This window comes from Porcibacter vitabionis, assembly GCF_046263795.1.
GTDB lineage: Bacteria > Bacillota > Clostridia > Lachnospirales > Lachnospiraceae > Lachnocurva.
In genome coordinates this window covers 101,295-124,820 of record NZ_JBJYZD010000007.1, presented here as the reverse complement: position 1 = coordinate 124,820, position 23,526 = coordinate 101,295, and the positions used below count along the sequence as shown (strand labels likewise).

General features: G+C 48.5%; 17 protein-coding genes. 12 read left to right on the top strand and 5 right to left on the bottom strand.

Features of this window, described 5'->3' with window-relative positions; all coding sequences use genetic code 11:
- Window positions 1–36 precede the first annotated feature (36 nt).
- On the top strand, window positions 37–966 hold the full coding sequence (locus ACKX2L_RS07160) for a hypothetical protein (RefSeq protein ID WP_497552951.1): 930 nt from the start codon (window positions 37–39) through the stop codon (window positions 964–966).
- A 59-nt stretch (window positions 967–1,025) separates the two neighbouring features.
- Here ACKX2L_RS07160 and ACKX2L_RS07155 read toward each other — a convergent pair whose 3' ends face one another.
- Complete coding sequence (locus tag ACKX2L_RS07155; protein ID WP_497552950.1) at window positions 1,026–1,997, bottom strand: cation efflux transmembrane domain-containing protein; 972 nt, start codon at window positions 1,995–1,997, stop codon at window positions 1,026–1,028.
- A 157-nt stretch (window positions 1,998–2,154) separates the two neighbouring features.
- On the opposite strand from ACKX2L_RS07155, the gene ACKX2L_RS07150 reads away from it, so the two are divergent.
- The gene (locus tag ACKX2L_RS07150; protein WP_497552949.1) at window positions 2,155–5,880 is read left to right on the top strand and encodes an ABC transporter ATP-binding protein/permease; all 3,726 of its coding nucleotides are present in this window, start codon (window positions 2,155–2,157) and stop codon (window positions 5,878–5,880) included.
- 4 nt (window positions 5,881–5,884) lie between these two features.
- Here the strand turns inward: ACKX2L_RS07150 and ACKX2L_RS07145 are convergent, their stop codons facing one another.
- Both ACKX2L_RS07145 and ACKX2L_RS07140 read right to left on the bottom strand, forming a co-directional pair.
- On the bottom strand, window positions 5,885–7,111 hold the full coding sequence (locus ACKX2L_RS07145) for an acetate/propionate family kinase (RefSeq protein ID WP_497552948.1): 1,227 nt from the start codon (window positions 7,109–7,111) through the stop codon (window positions 5,885–5,887).
- 328 nt (window positions 7,112–7,439) lie between these two features.
- Complete coding sequence (locus ACKX2L_RS07140) at window positions 7,440–8,474, bottom strand: M42 family metallopeptidase (RefSeq protein ID WP_497552142.1); 1,035 nt, start codon at window positions 8,472–8,474, stop codon at window positions 7,440–7,442.
- 671 nt (window positions 8,475–9,145) lie between these two features.
- Here ACKX2L_RS07140 and ACKX2L_RS07135 point away from each other — a divergent pair.
- The 3 genes from ACKX2L_RS07135 to ACKX2L_RS07125 all read left to right on the top strand — a co-directional run bounded on the left by ACKX2L_RS07135 (window position 9,146) and on the right by ACKX2L_RS07125 (window position 12,619).
- Complete coding sequence (locus ACKX2L_RS07135; RefSeq protein WP_497552143.1) at window positions 9,146–10,336, top strand: cation diffusion facilitator family transporter; 1,191 nt, start codon at window positions 9,146–9,148, stop codon at window positions 10,334–10,336.
- 240 nt (window positions 10,337–10,576) lie between these two features.
- A complete protein-coding gene (locus tag ACKX2L_RS07130) occupies window positions 10,577–11,866 on the top strand; it encodes a homoserine dehydrogenase (protein ID WP_497552144.1) in 1,290 nt (429 codons plus the stop codon).
- A 6-nt stretch (window positions 11,867–11,872) separates the two neighbouring features.
- The gene (locus ACKX2L_RS07125) at window positions 11,873–12,619 is read left to right on the top strand and encodes an NUDIX hydrolase (protein ID WP_497552947.1); all 747 of its coding nucleotides are present in this window, start codon (window positions 11,873–11,875) and stop codon (window positions 12,617–12,619) included.
- A gap of 90 nt (window positions 12,620–12,709) precedes the next feature.
- Here ACKX2L_RS07125 and ACKX2L_RS07120 read toward each other — a convergent pair whose 3' ends face one another.
- Both ACKX2L_RS07120 and ACKX2L_RS07115 read right to left on the bottom strand, forming a co-directional pair.
- Window positions 12,710–13,498 carry an HAD family hydrolase gene (locus ACKX2L_RS07120; protein WP_497552946.1) on the bottom strand — a complete coding sequence of 263 codons (789 nt, stop codon included), beginning with the start codon at window positions 13,496–13,498 and terminating at the stop codon, window positions 12,710–12,712.
- Between the two features lie 132 nt (window positions 13,499–13,630).
- On the bottom strand, window positions 13,631–14,371 hold the full coding sequence (locus ACKX2L_RS07115; protein WP_497552945.1) for a YdcF family protein: 741 nt from the start codon (window positions 14,369–14,371) through the stop codon (window positions 13,631–13,633).
- A 185-nt stretch (window positions 14,372–14,556) separates the two neighbouring features.
- Here ACKX2L_RS07115 and ACKX2L_RS07110 point away from each other — a divergent pair, with 185 nt between their 5' ends.
- The 7 genes from ACKX2L_RS07110 to ACKX2L_RS07080 all read left to right on the top strand — a co-directional run bounded on the left by ACKX2L_RS07110 (window position 14,557) and on the right by ACKX2L_RS07080 (window position 23,526).
- Window positions 14,557–15,144: a GNAT family N-acetyltransferase gene (locus ACKX2L_RS07110; RefSeq protein ID WP_497552944.1), complete on the top strand. Its 588-nt coding sequence runs from the start codon at window positions 14,557–14,559 to the stop codon at window positions 15,142–15,144.
- A gap of 93 nt (window positions 15,145–15,237) precedes the next feature.
- The gene (locus ACKX2L_RS07105) at window positions 15,238–16,056 is read left to right on the top strand and encodes a zinc dependent phospholipase C family protein (RefSeq protein WP_497552943.1); all 819 of its coding nucleotides are present in this window, start codon (window positions 15,238–15,240) and stop codon (window positions 16,054–16,056) included.
- A gap of 184 nt (window positions 16,057–16,240) precedes the next feature.
- On the top strand, window positions 16,241–18,133 hold the full coding sequence (locus ACKX2L_RS07100) for an OPT family oligopeptide transporter (protein WP_497551094.1): 1,893 nt from the start codon (window positions 16,241–16,243) through the stop codon (window positions 18,131–18,133).
- The gene (locus ACKX2L_RS07095) at window positions 18,120–18,479 is read left to right on the top strand and encodes a PqqD family protein (protein ID WP_497551095.1); all 360 of its coding nucleotides are present in this window, start codon (window positions 18,120–18,122) and stop codon (window positions 18,477–18,479) included. Before ACKX2L_RS07100 ends, ACKX2L_RS07095 begins: the two co-directional genes overlap by 14 nt.
- 205 nt (window positions 18,480–18,684) lie before the next feature.
- On the top strand, window positions 18,685–20,052 hold the full coding sequence (locus ACKX2L_RS07090) for a sodium-dependent transporter (RefSeq protein WP_497551096.1): 1,368 nt from the start codon (window positions 18,685–18,687) through the stop codon (window positions 20,050–20,052).
- A 71-nt stretch (window positions 20,053–20,123) separates the two neighbouring features.
- Window positions 20,124–21,059: a carbohydrate kinase family protein gene (locus ACKX2L_RS07085; protein WP_497551097.1), complete on the top strand. Its 936-nt coding sequence runs from the start codon at window positions 20,124–20,126 to the stop codon at window positions 21,057–21,059.
- Between the two features lie 25 nt (window positions 21,060–21,084).
- Window positions 21,085–23,526, top strand: coding sequence for an adenosine deaminase (locus tag ACKX2L_RS07080; RefSeq protein ID WP_497552942.1), 2,442 nt, complete (start codon window positions 21,085–21,087; stop codon window positions 23,524–23,526).

The window sequence follows — 23,526 nt, the reverse complement described above, 5'->3', positions numbered from 1 at the left end:
CATGTGGTAGAGCAGTAGAAGAGAGTTGTCATTCCAATGGAGAAGAGATCCGGAAATAAGGTCATCGATAGTACATGTTACCTCATTGTTGTTTTTCTAATGGTATTACTGTCGCTTCTGGTGCATGAAAAAGAAGTGATTTTTCCGGAGGTAGGGGCAATCGCAGCTGGCATGTTCCTGACACCGCATCGTTCCTGGATGACCAATGGGAAGAGACTATTTCTCTTTCTTCTGGTCTGCGGCGTCTTAGGTATGGCAATTGTCCGTTTCCTTCCGTTACCGCTCAGCCTGCAGATGATCCTGGCCTATTGCCTGGCACTTCTGATCCAGTCTCTGTCGAAAACTTCCTTCATGCCCATGATCTCTGCCCTGGTTCTTCCGGTTTTACTTCAGACGAAGTCGATCTGGTATCTGATTTCCCTGGTTCTCTTTTCGCTTTTGATCCTTCTGATTCGCCGGGCCCTGGTTTGGCGCGGTTTGAAATATGAGGAAGAATTTATACCGGTCCGGATACAGCTTCCTTGGAAACTGACCCTGTTTCGGATCCTGGTGGCAAGCGGTATGATCCTTCTTGCCGTGAAAAGCGGCTGGCGATTTATGGCGGCCCCTCCGCTTCTCGTAGCTTTCACGGAATTATCCGCCTATCATAATCGGGTCATCCGCCTGCATCCGATCCGGGTCATTGTGCTACTGACTTTGTCTGCGGCAGCCGGCTCCTATGTTCGACTGGCTTTCAGCGGTCTGCCGGAAGGAAGCCTCTTGATCAGCCTTCTTTTATCGTCGGTTCTCTTTCTTTTGGTTTTCTACCATACCGGGCCCATGGTTCCGCCTGCCGGAGCTGCCATGGTTCTGGCTTATCTGGCCCCTGAGGAGTCGCTCTATCTTTATCCCCTGCAGATCGGAATCGGAATCTCGGTCTACGTGGGCCTGACCTGCCTTAGAAATCTGTGGATGGAGAAGAAGTGACGGTTGCAGTCGGAGCTTACTTTGCCATCGTCAGCTGGGATGAAGAAGAGAAAATGACATTAGCTTTGGCTTTCCGCCGAAATACTGGTGTCCGGGATCATCTCGACGTAGACATCGCTGTATTCGATGCGAAGGTCGTCGGTGATCTCCCAGACGAGTTTGTAGATCTGCTTGAAGTCGATCTGCCCTTGGTCGGGTTTGAAATAAATACCGATCCAGAACATACGGCCGGTTTTTACGACATCGAGGAAGGTCATACGGTAAGGTGCATCGGCCAGGCGGCGTTCGACAACAGTCCGGATTTCTTCCATAATTTCCGGATCGGGTGCAAAAAGCAAGAGATCGTGGAGGTTTTCTTTTAACATGGAGAGAGGTTCGAAGACCAGGCTTGCGGTTACGATGATAGCAAGAACCGGGTCGATATATGGTGTCAGCCAGGCAGCCGGGGTCTTTCGAAGGAAGAATTCCATGGCGAAACCGGCACTGATGGCAAGGGTGCTGTAGGAATCCAGCTTCCAGGTGTAGACTTCGGTTGCGATCATCGGGGATTCGAAGTCATGTTCCATGTGTTTTAAAACGAGATAGAATACCATGCAAAAAAGGCTGACCAGGATTTCGTAGATGGAGATCAGGCCGCCATCGATGACATTTCCTCCGTGCAGGATGGATTGAATATTCTCGACGATCAGGATGATGGAGAGGGCAATCAGGACGAAGGTCTTCGCAACGACCAAAAGGGATTCGACGGGATAGAAACCGAAGGAACGCTTCTCGCTGACTTTTTTTCGTGACAGGCGGGGCGAAAGTACAAGCATTGGCAGGAGAAGAACGAGGTCGACGGAATCCCAGAGACAGTCGGACAGGAGGGTTCTGGAGTGCGTGAGTGCAGCCATGAAAATCTCGGATGCCAGGAAGATGATGCAGCCGACCATGGACAGATTCAGAATTCGTTTTTCGATTTTGGCGTGCTTCAGCTGGACTTTTCTGGCGTCGATCAATCGGCGGGTTTGCTTGGACTTCGAATCAGACATGACTTCTCCAATGGAATGATAGGAGCAGGATCGCTCTTCATTTCTTTCGTTGATTTCACTGTAACTTTTTATCAGTATAACCCCCGACCGGGGAATCGGGCAAGTTCGCATAGGACATAGGGCACTTTTGATTTTTAGTCTAATAAGAGGAAATAGCATGCTTCAGGTGAAGAAACTGAGAAAAGAATATAAGACCGGAAATTTCGTTCAAAAGGCTTTGGACGGGGTAAGTCTGAATCTTAGGGACAATGAGTTTGTCGCAATTCTCGGCCCCTCCGGCTCAGGGAAAACAACTTTTCTGAACGTCATCGGCGGTCTCGACCGTTATGACAGCGGCGACCTTATCATCAATGGCGTCTCTACAAGAAAATACAGGGATCGTGATTGGGATGCCTATCGGAATCACACGATCGGCTTCGTTTTTCAGAGCTACAATCTGATCATGCATCAGAGCGTTTTGTCAAATGTAGAGCTTGCCCTTACGATTTCCGGCATCTCCGGGGCAGAACGACGGCAGAGAGCAGAAGAGGCTTTGAACAAAGTCGGCCTTGGTCAACATTTACATAAGAAACCAAACCAGCTGTCCGGCGGGCAGATGCAGAGAGTGGCAATTGCAAGAGCTCTGGTCAACGATCCGGATATTGTGCTGGCGGACGAGCCGACCGGAGCACTGGATTCCGAGACTTCGGTTCAGGTCATGGAGCTTCTGAAGGAAGTCGCCAAGGATCGGTTGGTTGTTATGGTCACTCACAACCCGGACCTGGCTTATCAGTATGCCACGCGAATTGTGAAGATTAAGGACGGAAAGGTCATCTCTGACAGCGACCCTTATGAACCGGAGGCTGTGGCAGAACCGATCCATAAGCGGATCGGCCGGGCGTCGATGAGCTTTTTGACCGCTTTGCATTTAAGTTTTAATAACCTGAGGTCGAAGAAGGCCAGAACCTTCCTTGTGGCCTTTGCCGGATCCATTGGAATTATCGGGATTGCACTGATTCTGTCGCTTTCCAACGGTGTGAATAAGTATATTGAAAATCAGGAGTCGGACGCCCTGGCCAGCTATCCGGTGCAGATCCAGAAGACCGGTTTTGATTTTGCATCCCTTTTGACGGGCGGATCGGGCAGTTCGAATGATGCGGATTCTGAGGATGGGAAGAAGGGAAGTTCTTCGGGTAAAAATCAGGATAAAAAACAGAATCTGAATACGGAAGTCCCCATTCAGACGGAGACTCTGAATCTCATAAGTCAGATCCAGACCAATGACCTGACTTCTCTCAAAAAATATCTGGATGGCGGGAAGTCCGGCATGGAATCCCACGTGAATGCCATTGAATATCATTATAATCTGACGCCGCAGATCTATCGCCTGAGCGATGGGAATCCCGGTTTTACCCAGGTCAATCCGAATCAGACCTATGACAGTTTAAGCCTTGGAAACAGTCAGATGAGCAGTATGATGGGCACTGCCATGAATACGGATATTTTCACCATGCTGCCGGAAAATGCCAGCCTCTATAAGGAACAGTATTCCTTGAAGGCCGGCTATTGGCCGAAGAATAAGAACGAGATGGTTTTGATTTTAAACCAGAGAGGCAGTTTGAATGATACCATTCTCTATACCCTTGGCCTTCGTCCGGTGGAAGAGTTGAAGTCTAAGGTTTCCAAGGGGCTAGGTACTGTCGGCTCGGCTGGCAGTTCTGGTTCTTCAGCACCAGCTAAAAGTTCCGGGAACCTGGCCGATGGAAGCAAGAACAGTTCCGCCAGTGCTGGCACAGGCACCGGATCAAGCTCCTTGAATAAGTCCTTTACTTACAAGGATTTTATGGATCTTGATTTCTACATGGTCTACCCCTCCGACCTGTATTCCTATGACAGCAGTTACCAGGTCTGGACCAATAAGGCAAATGACACTTCCTATGTCAGAAACCTTGTGAATCGTGGCCAGAAACTGAAGATCACCGGTGTCGTCCAGCAGAAGTCCGGTAATTCTTCCTCCATGCTCCAGTCCGGCATCGCCTATACCTCCGATCTGGTCTTCGATATGATGAAGCACGCCAAGGATAGCGAGGTCGTGAAAGCCCAAAAGGCATCGCCACAGATCAATGTCCTGACCGGCAAGCCTTTCGACGAAGAAGAGGATAACAGCGAGATGGATCTGAGCAAGCTTTTTACGGTCGATCCTTCGGCCATGCAAGAGGCATTCTCCATGGGCAATTCCATAGGGGATCTGTCGTCCGCTTTCGCAGGGGCCGGAGCAGGCATCGATTATGCGAAAGCCTTCTCGGGCCTGGATCCGTCTGCCCTGACATCCGGTCTTACAAATGTAAACCAGGATCTTCTTTCTGCTTTGGATCCTTCTGTTTTACTGGATGGCGTAGAAGTAACAGCTAAGCCGGAAGATCTAAACAATGCCTTTTCGAACCTTTTGAACCTGTATCTGGATTATAGTGCCAAGGCCGGGCCCGGGACCGATTATCGGAATATCGGTACGACAATGCAAGCCTATCTTAAGAGCGATGAGGGAAAAGAGCTTCTGGCAAGCGAGCTTCAGAAGATCCTTTCCAGGAATCAGGATGCCATGGTGACACCGGAGGAAGTGGAGAAGCTGATTCAGGCGATCTTACCGGATCTTCTGAATTCTTACAATAAGTATGTAGAAGACTATAAAAAAGAGCATGGGGAAGCTGATAACAATACCATTGTCCAGGCGTATCTCTCGAAACAGGCGGTTCGGGATATCCAGGCAGCGATCACTAATCATCCGGATGCATCAGAGGCCATCCGGGATCGGATCTCGAACTTTCATTTTTCCGGGGATGATCTGGAAGAGCTGGCTTCGGTCTATATTTCCGGATATGATTCTTATGCCAAAAAGCAGGGGAATTTGCCGGTGATCAGCGATTTGCCGGCCTCTTTCATGGCTTTTTTGAATACGGATTTGGGGCAAAGTGAGCTCTTGTCCATCGTCACGAAGTCCATCAATACCGATCGGCTTTCGGCCAATTTAGAGAAGGCACTGATGGATGCGGAGGGGAAAGCGGCGGCTTCTGTCGCCGGACAGCTTCAGACAGTGATGAAAAATGCGATGAAGCAAATGATGGGAGAGCTGTCGAAGTCCATTCAGACGTCGATGCAGAAGGCAATGTCGTCTTTCGCTTTCGATCCCAAGGCTTTTGCAGGGGCGATCAAACTGAATATGACGCCGGAGGATCTGCAGGCTTTGATGACCTCCATGGTCAAAGACGGCAAGCAGAAGAGTTTCGACAGCAATCTGCAGGCTTTCGGCTATGCGGATCCGGATCAGCCGGAGGAGATCGACATCTATCCGAAGAATTTCACCGAGAAGGACCAGGTCCTGTCGATCCTGAATCATTACAATAAGGAAATGAAGGCCAAGGGGAAGAAGGATAAGGTGATCACTTATTCCGATACCATCGGCTCTCTGATGACTTCCGTCACGAAGATTATGAATACGGTAACAACGGTTCTGGTTGCTTTTGTGGCGATCTCTCTGGTCGTTTCATCGATCATGATCGGTGTTATTACTTATATCAGTGTTCTGGAGAGGCGAAAGGAGATTGGTGTCCTTCGGGCCCTGGGCGCAAGCAAGCGGAATATTCGGAACGTCTTTAATGCAGAGACTTTTATTACAGGTCTTTTGGCAGGGTTCATCGGAATCGCCTTGACGGAACTGATTCTTTTACCTGCAAATCTTTTCCTGATCCCGCATTTTATTCCGGATATGAGTGTGCATGTGAGCCTGCCGATTCTGAATGCCGTTGAACTTGTGGCCCTGTCGATCTTTCTGACTTTGATTTCCGGTCTTTTGCCGGCGCAAAAGGCATCGAAGAGTGATCCGGTTTCGGCCCTGAGGACAGAGTAGGGGCTCACATATGATTCGCTTCTTTGCTTTTCACTTCTTCAACCAGTGCTGCGGTCTGACGTGCGATAGAGAGTTCCTCGTCGGTCGGAATCACAAAAATTCGGATATGAGAATCGGGCAGGGAAATCAAGGCTTCGCCGCGGACATTATCATTTGCGACATCGTTCAGTTTGACTCCCAGGAAGGACAGTTTCTCACAGACTAATTTCCGAACAAAAGCAGAGTGCTCGCCGACACCGGCGGTGAAAGTAATAGAATCAACGCCCTCGAGAACTGTGACGTAAGCACCGATGTATTTTACGATTGCATAAACATAGGTATTCAATGCACGAATGGCATTGGGATCATTCTTGCCATAAGCTACGGTCAGGTCACGAATATCGGAAGAGAGGAAGTCGCTCAGGCCATAGACACCGGACTTATAGTTCAAGACGTCCATGACGCCCTGGGTATCCAGTTTTTCCTTCTTGGCAATGACATTGATGATCTCAGGGTCGATGGAACCGGAACGTGTCCCCATGATGATACCTTCCAGAGGAGTGTAACCCATGGAAGTATCAACGGACTTGCCGTTCTTAACTGCCGTGATGGATGCACCATTCCCTAAGTGGCAGACAACCTGCTTACAACGGTCAAAAGGAACGCCCATGACTTCTGCAGTCCGGCGAGCAACATATTCATGGCTCATACCGTGGAAACCATAACGGCGGATCTTATATTTCTTATAATATTCATAAGGAATGCCATAGAGATAGGCTTCTTCCGGTAATGTATGATGAAATGCTGTATCGAAGACACCGGCCATATGAACGTTTGGCATATATTTCTGACAAGCACGGATCCCCATCAGGTTGACCGGGTTGTGAATGGGAGCCAGGGCGGAACAGTCTTCGATGTCGCGGATGACTTCAGGTGTGAGGCAAGCAGGTCCGGAGAACTTGTCACCGCCGTGAACGATACGGTGTCCGACGGCATCAATTTCGTCAACGCTTTCGATGACGCCATGGTCTTCGCTGATCAGGGTTTCAATGACCATCTTTACGGCTGCATCGTGATCCGGAAGATCGCAATCTCTTTCCAGTCGCTCGGCATTGGTCGGTTCGTAGCGGAAGTGACCGAATTTCGATCCGATTCGTTCGCAGAGCCCCTTTGCCAGGATGCTTTCATCATCCATTTCCATCAGACGGAATTTCAGTGATGAGCTGCCGCAGTTGATGACTAATACCTTCATAAGTCCTCCTTTTATGCTGACTCCATAGGTCATGACAGACAGGTTTGTCAGACCCCCTTAAACATTGTTAAATTATTAACATTAAGTGTATTATATCAAATACAAGTCAAAAGAAAAGAAGGAATTTGTAAATTCAAGCTCTTTCGGCGATATCACTATAAGTGCAAAAATATGACAAGTGGAGATTGGTATTAATTTCAGATTGTGGATTGTAGAATGTCGCCTGTATACAAAAATAGCCCGTCAGCTATGCCGGCGGGCATACATTTTTCTCAGGCAAGATCTCTCAGGCAAGATTTCTCAGGCAAGATCTCTCAGGCAAGATCTCTCAGGCAAGATCTCTTTGTACAAATCCCTGGAGCAGGAGGAAGGTATTCTTCACGCCGTCCATGTGGGACCTTTCATAATTATGGGAGGCATAGACACCTGCACCAATCAGGCCGTGGCGGATATCGTAGCCGGCATGAAGTGTGGCTTCCACATCAGAACCATAGTGGGGATAGATATCGATGGCATAAGAAAGGCCAAGGGCTTTGGCGGTTGATGCCAGTTCGGAAACCATGTCATAATTGTAAGGGCCTCCGGAATCTTTGGCACAAATGGAGACCATCCGTTCCGTACACCCCAGATCTGCGCCAACACAGCCCATATCGACGGAAAGCATGTCCTCGGTATCTTCCGGTACAAAACTTCCGCCGTGTCCGACTTCTTCATATACAGTGAAAATCAGAGTGACTTTCCGCTTTAAGGAGATCCCTTCTTCCTTGACCCATTTGGCAAAACCAAGAAGCGTTGCCGCGGAAAGTTTGTCATCGAGGAAGCGGCTCTTGATATAGCCGGATCTTGTAATGATCGTTCTGGGATCCATGGCGATGATATCTCCGGTCTGGATTCCGAGCGCTTTGACAGCATCCTTACTGTCAACGTTTTCGTCCAGAAGGATTTCCATATTTTCTTCCTTTTGGTCTATCTTTTCATCTGCAACATGAACGGAAGGCTCGATGTTCAGGACGACACCGGTGTAGGAGCGGCCGTCACGGGTGAAAACGGTGCAGTTTTCGCCGTCAGCTGTGGACCATTGATGACCGCCCAGGGTGGTCGGGCGGAGACGGCCATTGTCTTTGATGGAACGGACCATGGCGCCAAGGGTGTCGACATGAGCGGCCAGCACCAGGGGATGACCTTCACCGCCGATCTCGCAGTGGACATTGCCCTTGCGGCTCAGGCTTGGCTGGTAGCCAAGACCGGTGAGCTCCTGCATGAGATAGTCTGTGGCATGTTTCGTAAAACCGGTCGGGCTGGCGATGGCGGTCAGAGATTTCAGTTCGTTTCCGATGTAAGTAAGATAATGGTTCAGTTCCATGATCGATGGGTCCTTTCTTGTATGCAAATATTCTGTTTGCAATCATACTCTATTCAAATAGTCATTTCAACGCCGGCCAGGCAGAGCAAGCCGCTTCCCGGCTTCGACAATGTAGAGATGGGCTTCAAAATTCGATATATGAAATCTTTTCAAAATCATGCGTGTTTCCAGGTTCCGACAATGTGCAGATGGGCTTCAAAATTCGATATATGAAATCTTTTCAAAATCATGCGTGTTTCCAGGCTTCTATAGCGTACAGATGGGCTCCAAAATTCGATATATCAAATCTTTTTAAATTCATGCGTGTTTTTTGAGCGAATAAATAGCATCATTTTCAGAAGATTTCATATATCGAATTTTTTGCCTCAGAATAGGCCTTTTTTCTACTCAGAATGCGCATGATTTTGAAAAGATTTCATATATCGATTTTCCAGACGGTTCTGTCGAAAAAACTTTTTCCTCAGTCGAAAAAGCATATAATGGAATGATATATAAGCAGGCTGTAAGCAGGCTGACTATAGCAATCAGCACTTATATCAGTACTTATAACAGTAAGCGGGGCTATGCAAGAGAAGCAAAGCAAGCAAGAACAAAAACAAGCAAAGACAGGCAAGAGTAAACAATATCAGCCAAGGCTTTAGATCGATTAGTAAGCAGGTGACATCAATCTTATGATTACAATCTTAGAAAAAATATTGATCAAATCAAACACAAGCGAGGAAGAAAAAAGGGCTCTATATGGAAGGATCTGCGGAATTGCAGGTCTGATTCTGAACCTTTTTCTTTTTATAGGAAAAATGATTACCGGCTTGTTTTCCGGCTCGATTTCAATCATCGCGGATGCCTTGAACAACCTGTCGGATTTCGGGTCCTCGCTGGTGACTATGGTAGGCTTTAAAATGTCAGAAGAGAAACCGGATCCGGAACATCCTTTCGGTCATGGAAGAATTGAGTATATTGCAGGCTTTATCGTTTCAACGCTGATTTTGATCATGGCCTTTGAATTAATCAAGGAGTCCCTTCTTCGCCTGATTCATCCCAAGGTTACGGTATTTTCGCCGATCTTGATTCTGGTTCTTTCTATGACCATTCTGGTGAAGTTTTATATGGCTTATTATAACCGGTCGATCGGACGAAAGATTCAGTCGCCGACCATCCAGGCAGTAGCAATTGACTCGCTCTCAGACTGTATCTCAACCAGTGTTGTCATCTTAACTACCTTATTATCACATTATTCGGGAATTCAATGGCTGGATGCAGTTGGCGGACTTTTTGTCGGTGTTTTTGTCCTCTTTGGCGGTGTGAAGTCGGCAAAGGATACCCTGAACCCCTTACTGGGGACTGCGCCGGATCCGGAATTTATCAAGGAAGTCCGCACCATCATGCGAGAGCAGGATAAAAGGATCACAGGAATTCACGATCTGATCGTGCATGATTACGGGCCCGGCCGCCGGATCGTTTCTCTCCATGCCGAAGTGCCGGCGGATGGGGATATTATCGAGCTTCATGACATCATTGATCATGCAGAGAGAGAACTGGAAAACAAGCTTCATTGTACCGCAACCATTCATATGGATCCGATTGTTACCGATGATCCAAGGGTATTAAAGCTTCAGGAACAGGTTCTTTCCATCCTGCAGGAGATCAGTCCGAGCCTTTCCATGCATGATTTTCGAACCGTTCCGGGATCCCTCCATACCACGCTGGTTTTTGATGTTCTGATGCCGTTTGGCTTTGAAATACCACCGGAGGAACTGGACCGGGAAATTCAACAAGAGGTTCACAGGACGATCGGGGAAAAATATATCTGCGATCTGCATTTTGACACGGACTATACCGTGCAGATGGTGAAGAGGAAGTAAGAGAATATCATGCAGATTGTGCAGAAGGGACAAATGCCGGCTGGGAAGCGCGAACTCCAGCGGTTTTACTATACAGAAATGTTCCTCTTGTAGTAAAATGATGAGAGGATTGTGAATCAGGGAAGCAATTTTCGGGCAAGATCAGTAATCAATATACTTTTGCCAGCCATACTGTAGAATAAAAAACAGGAAAAAGAAAAAGATCTCCATCAACAGAACCAAAGAATTGTGAGGACAGACATGAAGACTGTAAAAATCGGAATGCTTGGCATTGGAAATATAGGCCGTGGAACATATATGACCTTAGAGACGAATCGCCATAAAATCGAAGAAGCGACGGATCTCGATCTGCAGATCGTAAAGATCTTGAATCGTCATCCGGAAAAGGACCGCGGCATTGATATTCCCAAGGAAAAATATGTGACAGATATCCGGGATATCCTGGATGATCCTGAGATCCAGATCGTGATTGAACTGATCGGCGGTGTAGAGCCGGCCACAACCTATATGGCAGAAGCCCTAAAAGCCGGAAAGCATGTTGTCACAGCCAACAAGGCCGCCATTGCAAAGAATGGCAAGATGCTGCAGGAACTGGCTACCGAGAAACAATTAATGCTTCGTTTTGAAGCCAGTGTTGCGGGTGGTATTCCGATTTTAAATGCCATTACAAGTGCTTTGATCTGTAACGAATTTTCTTCCGTTCAAGGCATATTGAATGGAACCACGAACTATATTCTGACCCGGATGACCGAAGACGGCGCATCTTATGAAGACGTATTAAAAGATGCTCAGGCCAAGGGCTTTGCCGAGGCGGATCCGACAGCGGATGTCGAGGGCATCGATGCCGCAAATAAGCTGTCGATTTTGATCTCTCTGCTATTCGGTATCGGGGTAGCACCGGATGAGATCCCGACCCGGGGTATTTCGGATGTCAGCAGTAAGGATATCAATTTTGCCAGGGAATTCGGCTATACCATCAAGCTTCTGGCTTCTGCAGAGAGAAGAGATGGTGCCCTGACCTGCAATGTAGAGCCTTCTCTCGTGCCGATGGATCATCCCCTGGCAAATGTGAATAATGAATTCAATGCGGTCTACATTACCGGAAATGCAGTAGACAACCTGATGTTCTACGGACGTGGAGCCGGCCCCTTCCCGACCGGAAGTGCGGTCATCGGTGATGTGATTGGCGAAGCAAGAAAGATCGAGAAGGGCGCGGCCTATGATCTGACCCCGCATCTTCGCTATGATGCGGCTTTGGATTTTTTGGGGGAGGGACGGAATCCTTATTATATCCGCCTGAGCGCGGAGGACCGCCCCGGTGTGCTGGGACAGATCGCATCGACACTCGGCACTTATGAAATCAGCATCAAAACCATGACGCAGCAGACCGACCGGGAAGAGGACGGTATCGTATCGATCATTATTATTGTGCATGATGTGGAGCGCAATATCCTGGAAACTGCTATGGAAGTCCTGATGAAGAATCATTCGGTAAAAAATATTGACAATGTACTCCGTGTCTTGGAATAAATGCCTATGAATTTGAATCTTTTAACCTTAAGAAAACATACTCTGGAGCCGGTTGCCTGGGACCAGGGGAAAGCAGCCGTTTTGATTCCGCTTCTGCATGATACGCAGGTTCCGAAGGAGCTGAAATACCAGGAGTCCAAGGACGACCCGGACGAGACCTTCCATCTCCATCGGGAGAATGCCTACGCCGGCTTTGCCCAGCTTCTTCAGAAATCGGCTGACGATGACCATTCGACCGGCTACAATTTGCTTTTTGAAGTACGTTCGGAAAATATAAAGCAAGGCGGGGATATCTGTTTTCCAGGCGGGCATGTGGAAGAGGGCGAGAGTCCGGAAGATGCGGCATGCCGCGAAACGGAAGAAGAATTGGAGTTAAACCGGGTCAATGGACATAAGATCTGTATGATCTGCCCTATGCATGTCTTGCAGGGTCCCGGCGGGATCCAGGTAACTTCTTTTCTTGGAGAGCTGCAGAACTATCAGGGAAGTTTCTCAAAAGATGAGATCTCACGGGTCTTTGTTCTTCCCCTCGATTGGTTTCTGGAGCATGAGCCGGTGGTAGCAGGTGTGACCGCAAAGACCAGCCCGGATTCGGACTTTCCTTTCGATAAAATTCCGGGCGGCAGGGATCTGAAGTGGCGCGATGTACATCGGCCGGTTTATTTCTATGATACGCCGGAGGGCCTGATCTGGGGCCTGACAGCGGAGATCATCTGGAATCTCATGGAGGTCATTCGGCCCCGGCTGAAATAAGGGAATCAGGTCGGCCTGTCACGGCCCTACACCTAGAATGACTCGGAGAGCCTGTACTTTTCGACGGTCGCTGACATAGGACCCGTCTTATCACTTTCCCAAAATCACATCTACCATCTCATCCGGCCGGTCTACAATGACTCTGGAACCGAGGTCCTCCAGGAATTTCCTGCTCCGGAAGCCCCAGGTCACCGAAATGCAGTCGAGACCGGAATTTTTTGCTGTTCGAAAATCGATCTCCGTGTCTCCAATATAGACCGCATCGGAAGGATCGATATTCAGTGCTTTCAGGGACTGAAGCGTCATATCCGGAGCCGGTTTCCGCCGGGTCCCTTCCCTTTCACCCAAAGCGAAATCAAAGACACCCGGGAAATCAGAGGAAACCAGGCTCTGAACGGCAGGATCCGGTTTATTGGATACGACTGCGCAAGGAATACCAGCGGCGCGGAGTTTCTGAATGGATTCCGGAATGCCGGCATAAGGACCGGTCTTATCAGCACAATGTGCTTCATAATAGGGTTTATAGATGGCCTGAATGCGGTTCACTTCATTTTCATCAATGCCATCCACTTTATCATGACCGGTTGTGCCAATCAGCAGGAGATCCTGTTCGGCCATCCCATTTTCAATCGCCAGGGCTCTCTGAATGGCAACATGTACAGCGCTTCCGAAACAAAGAGCAGTTTGCTGCCGATCCAGGCGAATCTTATGCCCGCTTTTTTGCATGGCATAGTTTAAGGCATCCTTCAGATCCTCCAGGGTATCGAGAACTGTTCCATCCATGTCGAAAATCGCGGCCTTGTAGCGGGGGTGACGATCCATTTCTGTCTGCCTTTCCTTATTATTTTTATTGCTATCTGTTTGATTTTGAATCTTCATTTTTTTCTCCTTAGTAGCTCTTGTATTACATGAAATGCTTCGCCATCGTTACCTATCTCATGTGGGGCGTGTCAATAAGTCTGCTCACAGGGCATGCAAGCATGCCCTGTGGCAAGACTTTTGACACTGTAATCAAATATGCCCAACCATCTTATCCTTAATGATAGCCAGCGATTCGCGGAAGATGTTATTGGGAAGATACAGGGATTCGGTCGGCGCCGGCAAACCGGATACCTTGCGATATCCCTGTTTTTCGGCCAGTTTTACGCTCCGGAAGACATGGAAATTACTGGTGACAATGAAAACCCGGTCTGCATTTGGATCTAAAAGCCTCTGACTGAACAGGAGGTTCTCGTTCGTGTTCCGTGACCGGGTCTCGGCCTGGATCCGGGTCTTTGAAATGCCTCGGTCAAGGAGCCAGTTTTTCATGACTGTGGCTTCCGGCAGAGCTTCGTTGGAACCCTGGCCGCCGGAAACGATACACTTGGTCTTAGGATGCTCCTTCAAATAACTTTCTGCAGTTTCCAGGCGATGCAGGAGGACTCGGGAAGGCTTTCTGCCGCGGACCTGGGCGCCCAGAACGATGATGGTATCCGCTTCTGTCCCGGAAGGAGGCCGGAAGCCTGAGAAAATGCAGACCATGCTGGTTGCGATGAGAAAAACAAGGCAGACCAGAAGGATCCGATTCGTTCTACGGAGCCAGATGGGAATCCGGTCCAGCCAGTGGAAATGCAGGGCGAATCCATGGAAGAGGAAAAGCCCGCCGACAAGCAGCCAGACCAGAAAAAATCCGGTGCCGGAGCGGGCGGAGCCGATCAAGATTCCATAAAGAATGCAGATCGTGCCGAAAATCAGAAATAGAATGTATAGCATAGGTCAGTCACTCCATCATTTGAAAATTCATTTGAAAGATCTGGCATTTGCAGCCAGGAAAATGGCAAATCCTGCTCACAGGGTTCACAGGGCCTATAACAATAAGATACATCATTTCCCCTGAAATATGTTAAAATTTTCTTGTTTCCAGGAATGGGGAAATTTTGGAAGGAATTCTCTGATTTATGTGTACAAAAGAAAACGACATCACGGGAATTGTGATTCGCCCTGCGAAGATAACAGATGCGTCTGCAATCCTCGAAATCTACCGCTATTATGTTTTGAATACGGCGATCACTTTTGAATGGACCTGCCCTTCCTTGGAGGAATTTCAGGAACGGATGACAAAGACACTCCGTCGCTATCCTTATCTCGTAGCGGAAGAGGGCGGAAAGATTTTAGGTTATGCCTATGCCGGCCCTTTCTATGGGAGAAAGGCTTATGACTGGTCGGCAGAGAGCACGATCTATCTCGATCATACTCTTCGTCATCGGGGTCTGGGGAAGAAACTTCTCATGGCTTTGGAAGGTGCGCTTCAAGAAATGCATATCTTAAATGTTTATTCCTGTATCGCTTATCCTAAGACAGAAGATGAGACTTTGACAAAAAACAGCGCGGATTTTCATGCCAAAATGGGCTATCGCCTGATCGGATGTTTTCATGATTGCGGTTATAAATTCGATCGCTGGTATGACATGATCTGGATGGAGAAGATGCTGGGGCCTCATAGGGATGCACCGGATCCGCTTGTAGCATGGAAACCTGGAGAATAGACTGATATGAGTGGCAAAAGCCACTTTTGATACGTATATCATAGAATCATTTGAGGATAAAACCATCGGATCACATTGAAAGGAGCGTACTTTATGCCAGCAGGATTTGCACATACATTATTTGGGATTCGCGTTTTTCAGACGCTGCCGGATCCTTTGAAAGAAAGTATTCGTAGACATCGGGACCTCTATCTGGCAGGCCTCCAGGGGCCGGATATTCTTTTTTACTATCATCCTTTGAAGGCGAATGCTGTTTCCCGGCTCGGGAAAACCATGCATGAGAAGAGCGGGAAAAGATGGTTCTCGGATGCCTATCAGATGGAAGAGGGCGAAGACTATGAGGCCCGGCGGGTTTATCTCTACGGGGTGGTCTGTCATTTCACATTGGATGCCATGTGCCACGAATATATTGATTCGTATGCAGAGACAAGTTCCATCAGCCATTATGAAATCGAGGGCGAATTCGATCGAAGCCTTCTTGTAAAGGAAAAGAAGGATCCCCTGTCCTACAGCAGGATCCCCGGTTTTCCGTCAGATGCCTATACATCTGAAATCATCCAGGTCTTCTATCCCGGACTTTCTGCCGAAACGGTAAGAGAAGCCCTGGAGTCCTTTGTGAAATTTCATCAGCTTCTCCTTTGCCCCACAGATCATAAGAGAAACTTTATCTATTCGGCACTGCGTGTTTTGGGAAAGTACCAGACCTTGAAAGGACATATCATAAATAAGAAAGCAAATCTGTCCTGCGCTTCTTCCAATCAGGAGCTGACCCGGCATTTCGAAGAGGCCATACCCAAGGCAGCAAGCCTTATCCTTGGATTCTCTAAGGTTCTGTCGAAGGAGGAAAGCCTTGAAGACTGGGCAAAAGACCCGCTCCTTGAGAAGAATTTTGTCGGAAGATCGCTTATGTGAAACCAAATCGTGAAACCAATTCGTGAAACCAATTCACTTTAACGTGTTGACACATAAAAGAATCAGAATTATACTGTCTCTTGTATGTGAGATGGGAGGGGGAGAAATATAGACCGCTTTCATAGCGGTCTTTTTTCGTCTCTATCACAAGAGGAAGGTTTTAGAAAATAGAAAGGTTTTACAAATGACTAGTGAACAAAAGGAATTTAAACCCTTTGTTGCTGCAGACACAGCCATGCGGGAGTTGTCGCCGTTTTCCATTATCATCGGTATTCTTCTGGCAATTGTCTTCGGAGCAGCAAATGCTTATCTGGGATTGAAGATCGGAATGACGATTTCTGCATCCATTCCGGCCGCAGTAATCTCCATGGGTCTTATCCGTGTGATTTTGCACAGAGACTCCATTCTCGAAAACAATATGGTACAGACCATCGGTTCTGCAGGTGAGTCTGTTGCAGCAGGTGCAATTTTCACCTTACCTGCTATTTTTATGTGGGCAAATGATGGAAAGACTTCTTATCCTTCCTTTGCTCTGATTGCCGTCATCTGTATGGTCGGCGGTGTTCTGGGTGTGCTTTTCATGGTTCCCCTTCGGAATGCCCTGATCGTTCAGGAACATGGAACTCTTCCTTATCCGGAAGGAACTGCCTGCGCGGAAGTCCTTCAGGCCGGTGAAGAGGGCGGTGCTAATGCAAAGACCGTATTCTCCGGACTTGGGATCGCAGCTCTATTTAAATTCCTGGCAGATGGCCTGAAGATCTTCCCCAGTGAGATCACCTATGATTTTAAGAATTACAAAGGAGCCGGTATCGGTATGGATACCCTGCCTTCTCTTCTGGGTGTTGGTTTCATCTGCGGACCGAAGATCTCTTCTTACATGCTGACCGGTGGTCTGCTTGGATGGCTGGTTCTCATGCCTTTGATCTATGTTTTCGGCGGTGACATGGTTATCTATCCGGGAGCTGATCCGATCTCTTCCATGGCAGCACCTGTGCTCTGGAAATCTTATATCAAATACATCGGTGCCGGTGCCGTAGCATGCGGCGGTATTATCAGCCTTCTAAAATCTCTTCCCATGATGATCAGGGCTTTCTCCGGTTCTATCAAGGGATACGGCTCTAAGGTCGGTAATGCCATCCGTACCAATAAGGATATGCCGGCAAGAGCCCTGGTGATCGGTATCGTTATTGCAGCCCTTTTGATCTGGATCCTTCCGGTATTCCCGGTCGGCTTGGGCGGAACGATCCTTATCATTATCTTCGCTTTCTTCTTTGTAACGGTATCAGCCCGAATGGTCGGTATCGTCGGATCTTCCAATAACCCGGTTTCCGGTATGACCATTGCAACCCTTCTGATTGTTACCGCTATTCTGAAGGCAACCGGAAATGTCGGGATGAAGGGCATGACCGGTGCCATTGTCATTGCATCGATCATCTGTATCGCATCTGCCATTGCAGGCGATACCTCACAGGATCTGAAGACCGGTTATATCGTTGGAGCGACTCCCTGGAAACAGCAGATTGGTGAGATCATCGGTGTTCTGACATCTTCTGTTGCGATCGGAGGAACTCTCTATCTTCTGAACAGTGGAATGGGCTATGGCAGCCAGGCGCTTCCGGCTCCGCAGGCAGAACTCATGAAGATGGTCGTTGAGGGCGTTATGAAGGGAAATCTTCCCTGGGCTTTGATTTTTGCAGGCGTCTTCATCGGCGTGGTCGTTGAGATCATGGGCATTCCGGTTATGCCTTTTGCTGTAGGACTCTACCTGCCGATCTATATTTCCCTTCCGATGATGGTTGGCGGACTCATTCGTCTCTATGTTGATAAGAAGCGTACCCTGAGTGAAGAAGAGCGTAAGGCAGCGAATAACCGCGGTATCCTTTACTCCTCTGGTCTGATTGCCGGCGAGGGTCTGGTTGGTATTCTCCTGGCTGCATTTGCTGCAGCTAAGCTGAATATCGATGTCTCCTCCACTTTCAGTCTCGGAAGCATCGGCTCTCTGATCCTCTTCATTCTCCTGGCAGCTACCCTCTTACATATGGTTCTGAAAAAGGACAAATCCGATGAAGAAAAGTGAGAATCTACTGGATTTTAAACCTCATCGGAATGCGCTCTATTCCTGGAAACTGGCTGAGAATGGTCATGTCCTGGTCCGGATCGAGCATAAAGGGCTTGCCGACAAGCTGGTACAGGTGCTTGCGAAGAAGCCCCGCTTCTCCGATATCGAGCTGGATGACCTGGGATCCTTCGTCTGGCAGAAGCTGGACGGTGAGACCTCGGTCTATGAGATCGGGCAGATGGTGAAGAAAGAGTTCGGCGAAAAGGCGGAGCCGCTTTACGAGAGACTCGGCAAATACATGAAGACATTGCATGAGAACAAATTTATCGTCTACCAGGACCATTCGAAGAAAGAGAAATCCTGATCGCAGAATCCATTATTTTACAAGGCTCCTCCGGCCACAAGGCCGGAGGATTTTTTGAACTTGAAAAAAGTTGAAGGAAAATCACACATAGCTGTATTGAAATTCAACTGTCATTGAACGTATAATAATAAAGCTATATATCATAAATGGAAGGAGAAATGATAGAAGGTTGGTTACCTGCAAGGCCGATTATCACAGTTGACAAATGGAAACAAAAAAACGCAGTAAATTTACAGGAAAAATAGGTTATGTCTTGTCCGCAGCCGGCGCATCCGTCGGTCTGGGAAATATCTGGCGGTTCCCTTATCTTGCCGCGAAATACGGGGGAGGAATCTTCCTCGTCATTTATATTATTTTGGCATTGACTTTCGGCTATACCATGATCGTAGCAGAGACAGCGATCGGTCGTATGTCACAGAAGAGCCCGGTCGGTGCCTTCCGCTACTTCAGTAAGAAGCCCTGGTCACAGATCGGCGGCTGGATCAATGCCATTATTCCGATCCTGATCGTGCCCTATTATTCGGTGATCGGCGGCTGGGTCGTTCGTTATTTTATTGAATATTGTATCGGAAATTCGCATGATCTTGCCAAGGAGGATGCTTTTTCTTCCATGATCACCAGCGGACTGACATCGGAGATCTGGTTTCTGATCTTCTCTATTCTCTCTCTCTTCATTATTTTCATGGGAGTGCAGGGCGGTATTGAACGAGTCAGCCGGACCATGATGCCGGCTCTGGTCGTTCTGGCTGTGATCGTCTGCATTTATTCCATGACGCGTCCCGGCGCCGGTGCCGGTATCCGTTATTTGCTTGTTCCGAATCTGAAGAACTTCTCCTGGATGACGGTCGTATCCGCCATGGGGCAGATGTTTTATTCCCTGTCCATTGCCATGGGGATCCTGATCACCTTCGGTTCCTATATGAAGAAGGAAGTCTCGATCGAGGGAGCAACCCGTCAGGTGGAATTCTTTGATACTTTGATTGCCATTATGGCAGGTCTTATGATCATCCCGGCCGTCTTTGCCTTCTCCGGTGACAAAGCGGCAGAGAATCTCCAGGCCGGACCTTCGCTGATGTTCATTACTATGCCGAAGATCTTCGATTCTATGGGATTTGGAAATGTGATCGGTGCGGTCTTCTTCCTTCTGGTTCTGTTCGCAGCCTTGACCAGTGCCATTGCCCTGGAAGAGAGTGCTGTATCAACTTTTGAGGATCAGTTGGGCTGGTCCAGAAAGAAAGCGACTGTCATTATCGGCTGCATCATGATTGTTCTCGGATCTCTTTCTGCTTTGGGTTATGGCCCGCTTTCTAATGTGAAGATCATTGGAATGAGTTTTCTGGACTTCTTTGATTTCCTGACCAATTCCGTTATGATGCCGATCGCTGCTTTTGCCACCTGTATGCTGGTCGTCTTCGTGATCGGCAGAAAGAAGATCGCAGAAGAAGTTCTGGAGGCTGGTGCATTCCGCCGTCAGGGTATTTTCAACTTCACGATCAAATGGCTGGCACCGCTTTTTGTCTTGATCATTCTGGTATCCAGCGTGGCATCTGCATTCGGATGGATCCATATGTAAGGTTTTGGCGGAAGTTACCAAGCAAGGATACTATGCGTGAATCTGCCTGATCGAAATGGAGTTAGAGAAATATGAAAAACGGAATTGTTGTGATCGGAGCCACTTTTGTTGATATCAAGGGATATCCCAGCGGCCAGTACGTGCCGAACGGCCGGAATGCCGGCAATGTCATCGAAGTCCATGGCGGCGTCAGCAGAAATATTGCGGAAGATATTGCAAATATAGAGCTTCGCCCTACATTTCTCTCCATCGTCGATGAGAGTGCCCTGGGACAGGAAGTCATTGACAAGTTAACTCGTCATAAGGTGAATACGTCCTATATTCGTAAAGTCAAAGACGGGCTTGGAACCTGGCTTGCCATTTTTTCGAATGAGGGCGATGTCATCGCCTCCATTTCCAAACGGCCGGATCTGTCACAGATCCTTCGGATCCTTAATGAGGAGGGCGATGAGATCTTCGCCGAGGCAGACAGTATCTGTGTAGAATTCGATATCGAAGCTTTGATCTTAAAGAAAATTTTTGAGCTGGCGGATAAATACCACAAGAAGGTCTACTGTCCGATTTCCAATATGTCGATAGCGATTGAACGACGGGATCTGATCCAGAGGTCCGGCATTCTGGTCTGCAATGTGCAGGAGGCGGGTCTTCTCTTTTCGGATGACTACTGCAGCATGACACCGGAGGAATTGATGCCTGTCATTGACCGGAATGTGAAACGGGCCCATTATCCCGGCATGGTTGTGACCATGGGAGGAAAGGGTGCTGTCTATGCGGAACTAAATGGTGAGCCCGGCTATTGCCCGCCCATCAATGTCGGCGTTGTGGATACGACCGGCGCAGGCGATGCCTTCTTCTCCGGCGTGGCGATCGGTCTGACTTATGGGAAGACCTTGGGGGAGGCCTGCCGGATCGGGACCCGGATGGCAAGCTCTGTCATTTCAACAACGGACAATGTCTGCCCCCGTTTCTTACCGTCGGAATTTGACCTGGAATTCGGGAATCCGTAAGACAGCAGCATAAAGAGAGGAAACGATGACCTATTTTACAAGTTTTGCCTTGGATAATGAGAAAGATATTCTGGTGAATCTCTACTGGGACTTAGACCAGCTGCAATATGAGCTCGAGACGCCAAATCACCATTCCGGCAATCTCATCCGGAATCTGGCCCGCCTCTGTCAGCTGCCGCTTTCGACCAATGAGGAAGGCCTTCTTGTCATCCGGGGCAGCATTCCCTGTTTTATCGATGGAGAAAACCGGGAGGTCTACATTTTCCATATGGGTGCAACAAAGGTTGCAAATATCTACCGGGACGGCCGGGTGGAGCGGAAGGCGACCATTCCATCGATTGCAAAGACCTTGATGAGTCAGACCCGGGAGTACGAGCTGGATCTCTATGAGACCATTTTTAAGACCTATATCCCGCGGGATTTGAAGTTCTGTTCGGATCTTCATACCCACATGAATGCAAATCTGCCGGGGGACATTCTGATCGCGCTCGGCATTTTCCACGAGATCCGTTATCCCCTTTATTATATTCGAAAGCTGGACCTGGCGCTGACGCCGGCCCAGGAGGCCCTGCTTTCAGACCGCCGGGCTAAGGTCGAGAAGCAGTTTATTCATTCTGACCTGAAGGGCAAGTATCTGGACCGGAAGATCAACGACAATACCTTTCTTAATTTCGCCAGCCTGATTCTGGATAATCTCGATCATGCCGCCGAAAATATTGTAAAGATCCGGACCTCTCTCTCGATCTTGAAGGACGGCCAGGCTGTTTTCACCAATCTGGAGAAGGTTTACCTCTATCGTTACGTCTTCTGTAAGGGTCAGACGAGTGAGGATCCTTTTCCTCTTCGAAATGTAGACCAGATCCCCGATCGCGAGGTACGCCGGGCTCTGAAACAGATGCAGAAGGATCACGAAAATCCGGACTATGTCGAGAACAGCCTCTTTCAGGACTGTCTTCTCTGGATCGCCCGGAATTACAGACGACAGGGCATCTCTTATGCCGAGATCAGTGATACAACTCTTGTCAAGAAATATGAATCTCTTCGGATGCTGGAGGAGGTCCATAAGGTCATGCCGGCTATTTTCAAGGAGACCGGTGTCATGCTCCGCTTTCTTGCGGCCATCCGGCGAATCCCTTTGACCATTGTGAAGGACCGGGTGACGCCGAGTGATTACCTGGCCCAGAATGTGTCAGTTCTCCATGCAACGGCTCTGGATCCTTACGTTGCCGGTGTCGATTTCGTGGGCGAAGAGATCAATGATATTATCCAGTTAAAGCCGGTCTTCCGGGAAATCTTAAAGATAGCAGCTAAGGATCCGGATTTTGTGATCCGTGTGCATGCCGGAGAAAACGACAGCCAGAAAGATAACATTGCGCACTCCATCGCCTGTGTCAGAGATTCTCTGGCACCTGGTCAGGCTATGCCGCATATGAGAATCGGTCACGGCCTCTATACCTACAGTCTGACCTCCAGAAAGGGCAGAGAAGTCCTCCGGCAGCTTAGGGACAATCATATTGTTCTGGAATTTCAGCTGACTTCCAATGTCCGCTTGAACAACCTGAATTCTCTGAAGAATCATCCGCTGAAGCAGTATCTGTCTGCCGGGATCTCCTGTGTACAGGGAACGGACGGCGCGGCGATCTATGGGACAGATGCGATGGAGGAAGAACTGGCTCTGGCCCGTCTTCTCCATCTGAGTGGTGCAGAAATGGCTCGAATGAAGGCAGCAGAGACGGTCATTATCGAAAACAGCAAGGCTGCTTATCAGAGAAAGAAGAGAGCCTACGAAAATGCCCATTATACAGAGGAGAAACTGCTGAAACTGATGCCGGAGATCCTGCCGGCTTCCGGCATTCATGCAATCGCAGGCAGCCACAGTCGTCATTTCGATGCCAATACGGAATTGAAGGAAAAAATCCGGGAATTGCCCTGGGATCGGACCCCGATTATTCTCATGGGCGGAAGCTTCAATAGTGAGCGTCGGACGACCCGTCTCCGTGAGGATGGCAAGGCAGAGATTCAAAAGCTTCTGGCATCGATCAGTCCGGAGGAGTATTTCTTTGTGGTCGGTCATAAATTAACCGGATATGAGGGATTTCTTGTAGAGGAAATCTCGAATCTTCCGAAAGAGCGGCAATTTGAAGTCTTTGCTATGGTTCCGTCTCTCTTAACGGCAGAAGAGAAGAAGAGACTGAAAAGTGCGGATGTCAATATCCGTGTCAGCCCGGATCTCGAAGGCATGGGGATCTATAAGAGCTTTAATTATGAGATCTTCGAGCGTCGGCCATCGGTCCTTCTGGCTTTTGATGGCAATTCTGCCGGGGAGAATATGATCCAGGAAGCTAAGAATGGTAAGGGGCGTGCGAAGATCGAAGTCTATCTGCATGCCGGGTCCTTATTGAAGAAGGCCAGGTCTCTGGCCGGTTATGTCGCATATTTCGGTGATGGAGAAGATTTGGAGGTGTAG

What these genes read in the sequence shown, in the direction of transcription:
- ACKX2L_RS07135 (WP_497552143.1), top strand. Translation starts at nt 9,146, where the DNA reads ATGATTACAATCTTAGAAAAAATATTGATCAAATCAAACACAAGCGAG.
- ACKX2L_RS07130 (WP_497552144.1), top strand. Translation starts at nt 10,577, where the DNA reads ATGAAGACTGTAAAAATCGGAATGCTTGGCATTGGAAATATAGGCCGT.
- ACKX2L_RS07125 (WP_497552947.1), top strand. Translation starts at nt 11,873, where the DNA reads ATGAATTTGAATCTTTTAACCTTAAGAAAACATACTCTGGAGCCGGTT.
- ACKX2L_RS07085 (WP_497551097.1), top strand. Translation starts at nt 20,124, where the DNA reads ATGAAAAACGGAATTGTTGTGATCGGAGCCACTTTTGTTGATATCAAG.
- ACKX2L_RS07160 (WP_497552951.1), top strand. Translation starts at nt 37, where the DNA reads ATGGAGAAGAGATCCGGAAATAAGGTCATCGATAGTACATGTTACCTC.
- ACKX2L_RS07100 (WP_497551094.1), top strand. Translation starts at nt 16,241, where the DNA reads ATGACTAGTGAACAAAAGGAATTTAAACCCTTTGTTGCTGCAGACACA.
- ACKX2L_RS07145 (WP_497552948.1), bottom strand. Translation starts at nt 7,111, where the DNA reads ATGAAGGTATTAGTCATCAACTGCGGCAGCTCATCACTGAAATTCCGT.
- ACKX2L_RS07115 (WP_497552945.1), bottom strand. Translation starts at nt 14,371, where the DNA reads ATGCTATACATTCTATTTCTGATTTTCGGCACGATCTGCATTCTTTAT.
- ACKX2L_RS07155 (WP_497552950.1), bottom strand. Translation starts at nt 1,997, where the DNA reads ATGTCTGATTCGAAGTCCAAGCAAACCCGCCGATTGATCGACGCCAGA.
- ACKX2L_RS07120 (WP_497552946.1), bottom strand. Translation starts at nt 13,498, where the DNA reads ATGAAGATTCAAAATCAAACAGATAGCAATAAAAATAATAAGGAAAGG.
- ACKX2L_RS07105 (WP_497552943.1), top strand. Translation starts at nt 15,238, where the DNA reads ATGCCAGCAGGATTTGCACATACATTATTTGGGATTCGCGTTTTTCAG.
- ACKX2L_RS07110 (WP_497552944.1), top strand. Translation starts at nt 14,557, where the DNA reads ATGTGTACAAAAGAAAACGACATCACGGGAATTGTGATTCGCCCTGCG.
- ACKX2L_RS07140 (WP_497552142.1), bottom strand. Translation starts at nt 8,474, where the DNA reads ATGGAACTGAACCATTATCTTACTTACATCGGAAACGAACTGAAATCT.
- ACKX2L_RS07095 (WP_497551095.1), top strand. Translation starts at nt 18,120, where the DNA reads ATGAAGAAAAGTGAGAATCTACTGGATTTTAAACCTCATCGGAATGCG.
- ACKX2L_RS07150 (WP_497552949.1), top strand. Translation starts at nt 2,155, where the DNA reads ATGCTTCAGGTGAAGAAACTGAGAAAAGAATATAAGACCGGAAATTTC.
- ACKX2L_RS07090 (WP_497551096.1), top strand. Translation starts at nt 18,685, where the DNA reads ATGGAAACAAAAAAACGCAGTAAATTTACAGGAAAAATAGGTTATGTC.
- ACKX2L_RS07080 (WP_497552942.1), top strand. Translation starts at nt 21,085, where the DNA reads ATGACCTATTTTACAAGTTTTGCCTTGGATAATGAGAAAGATATTCTG.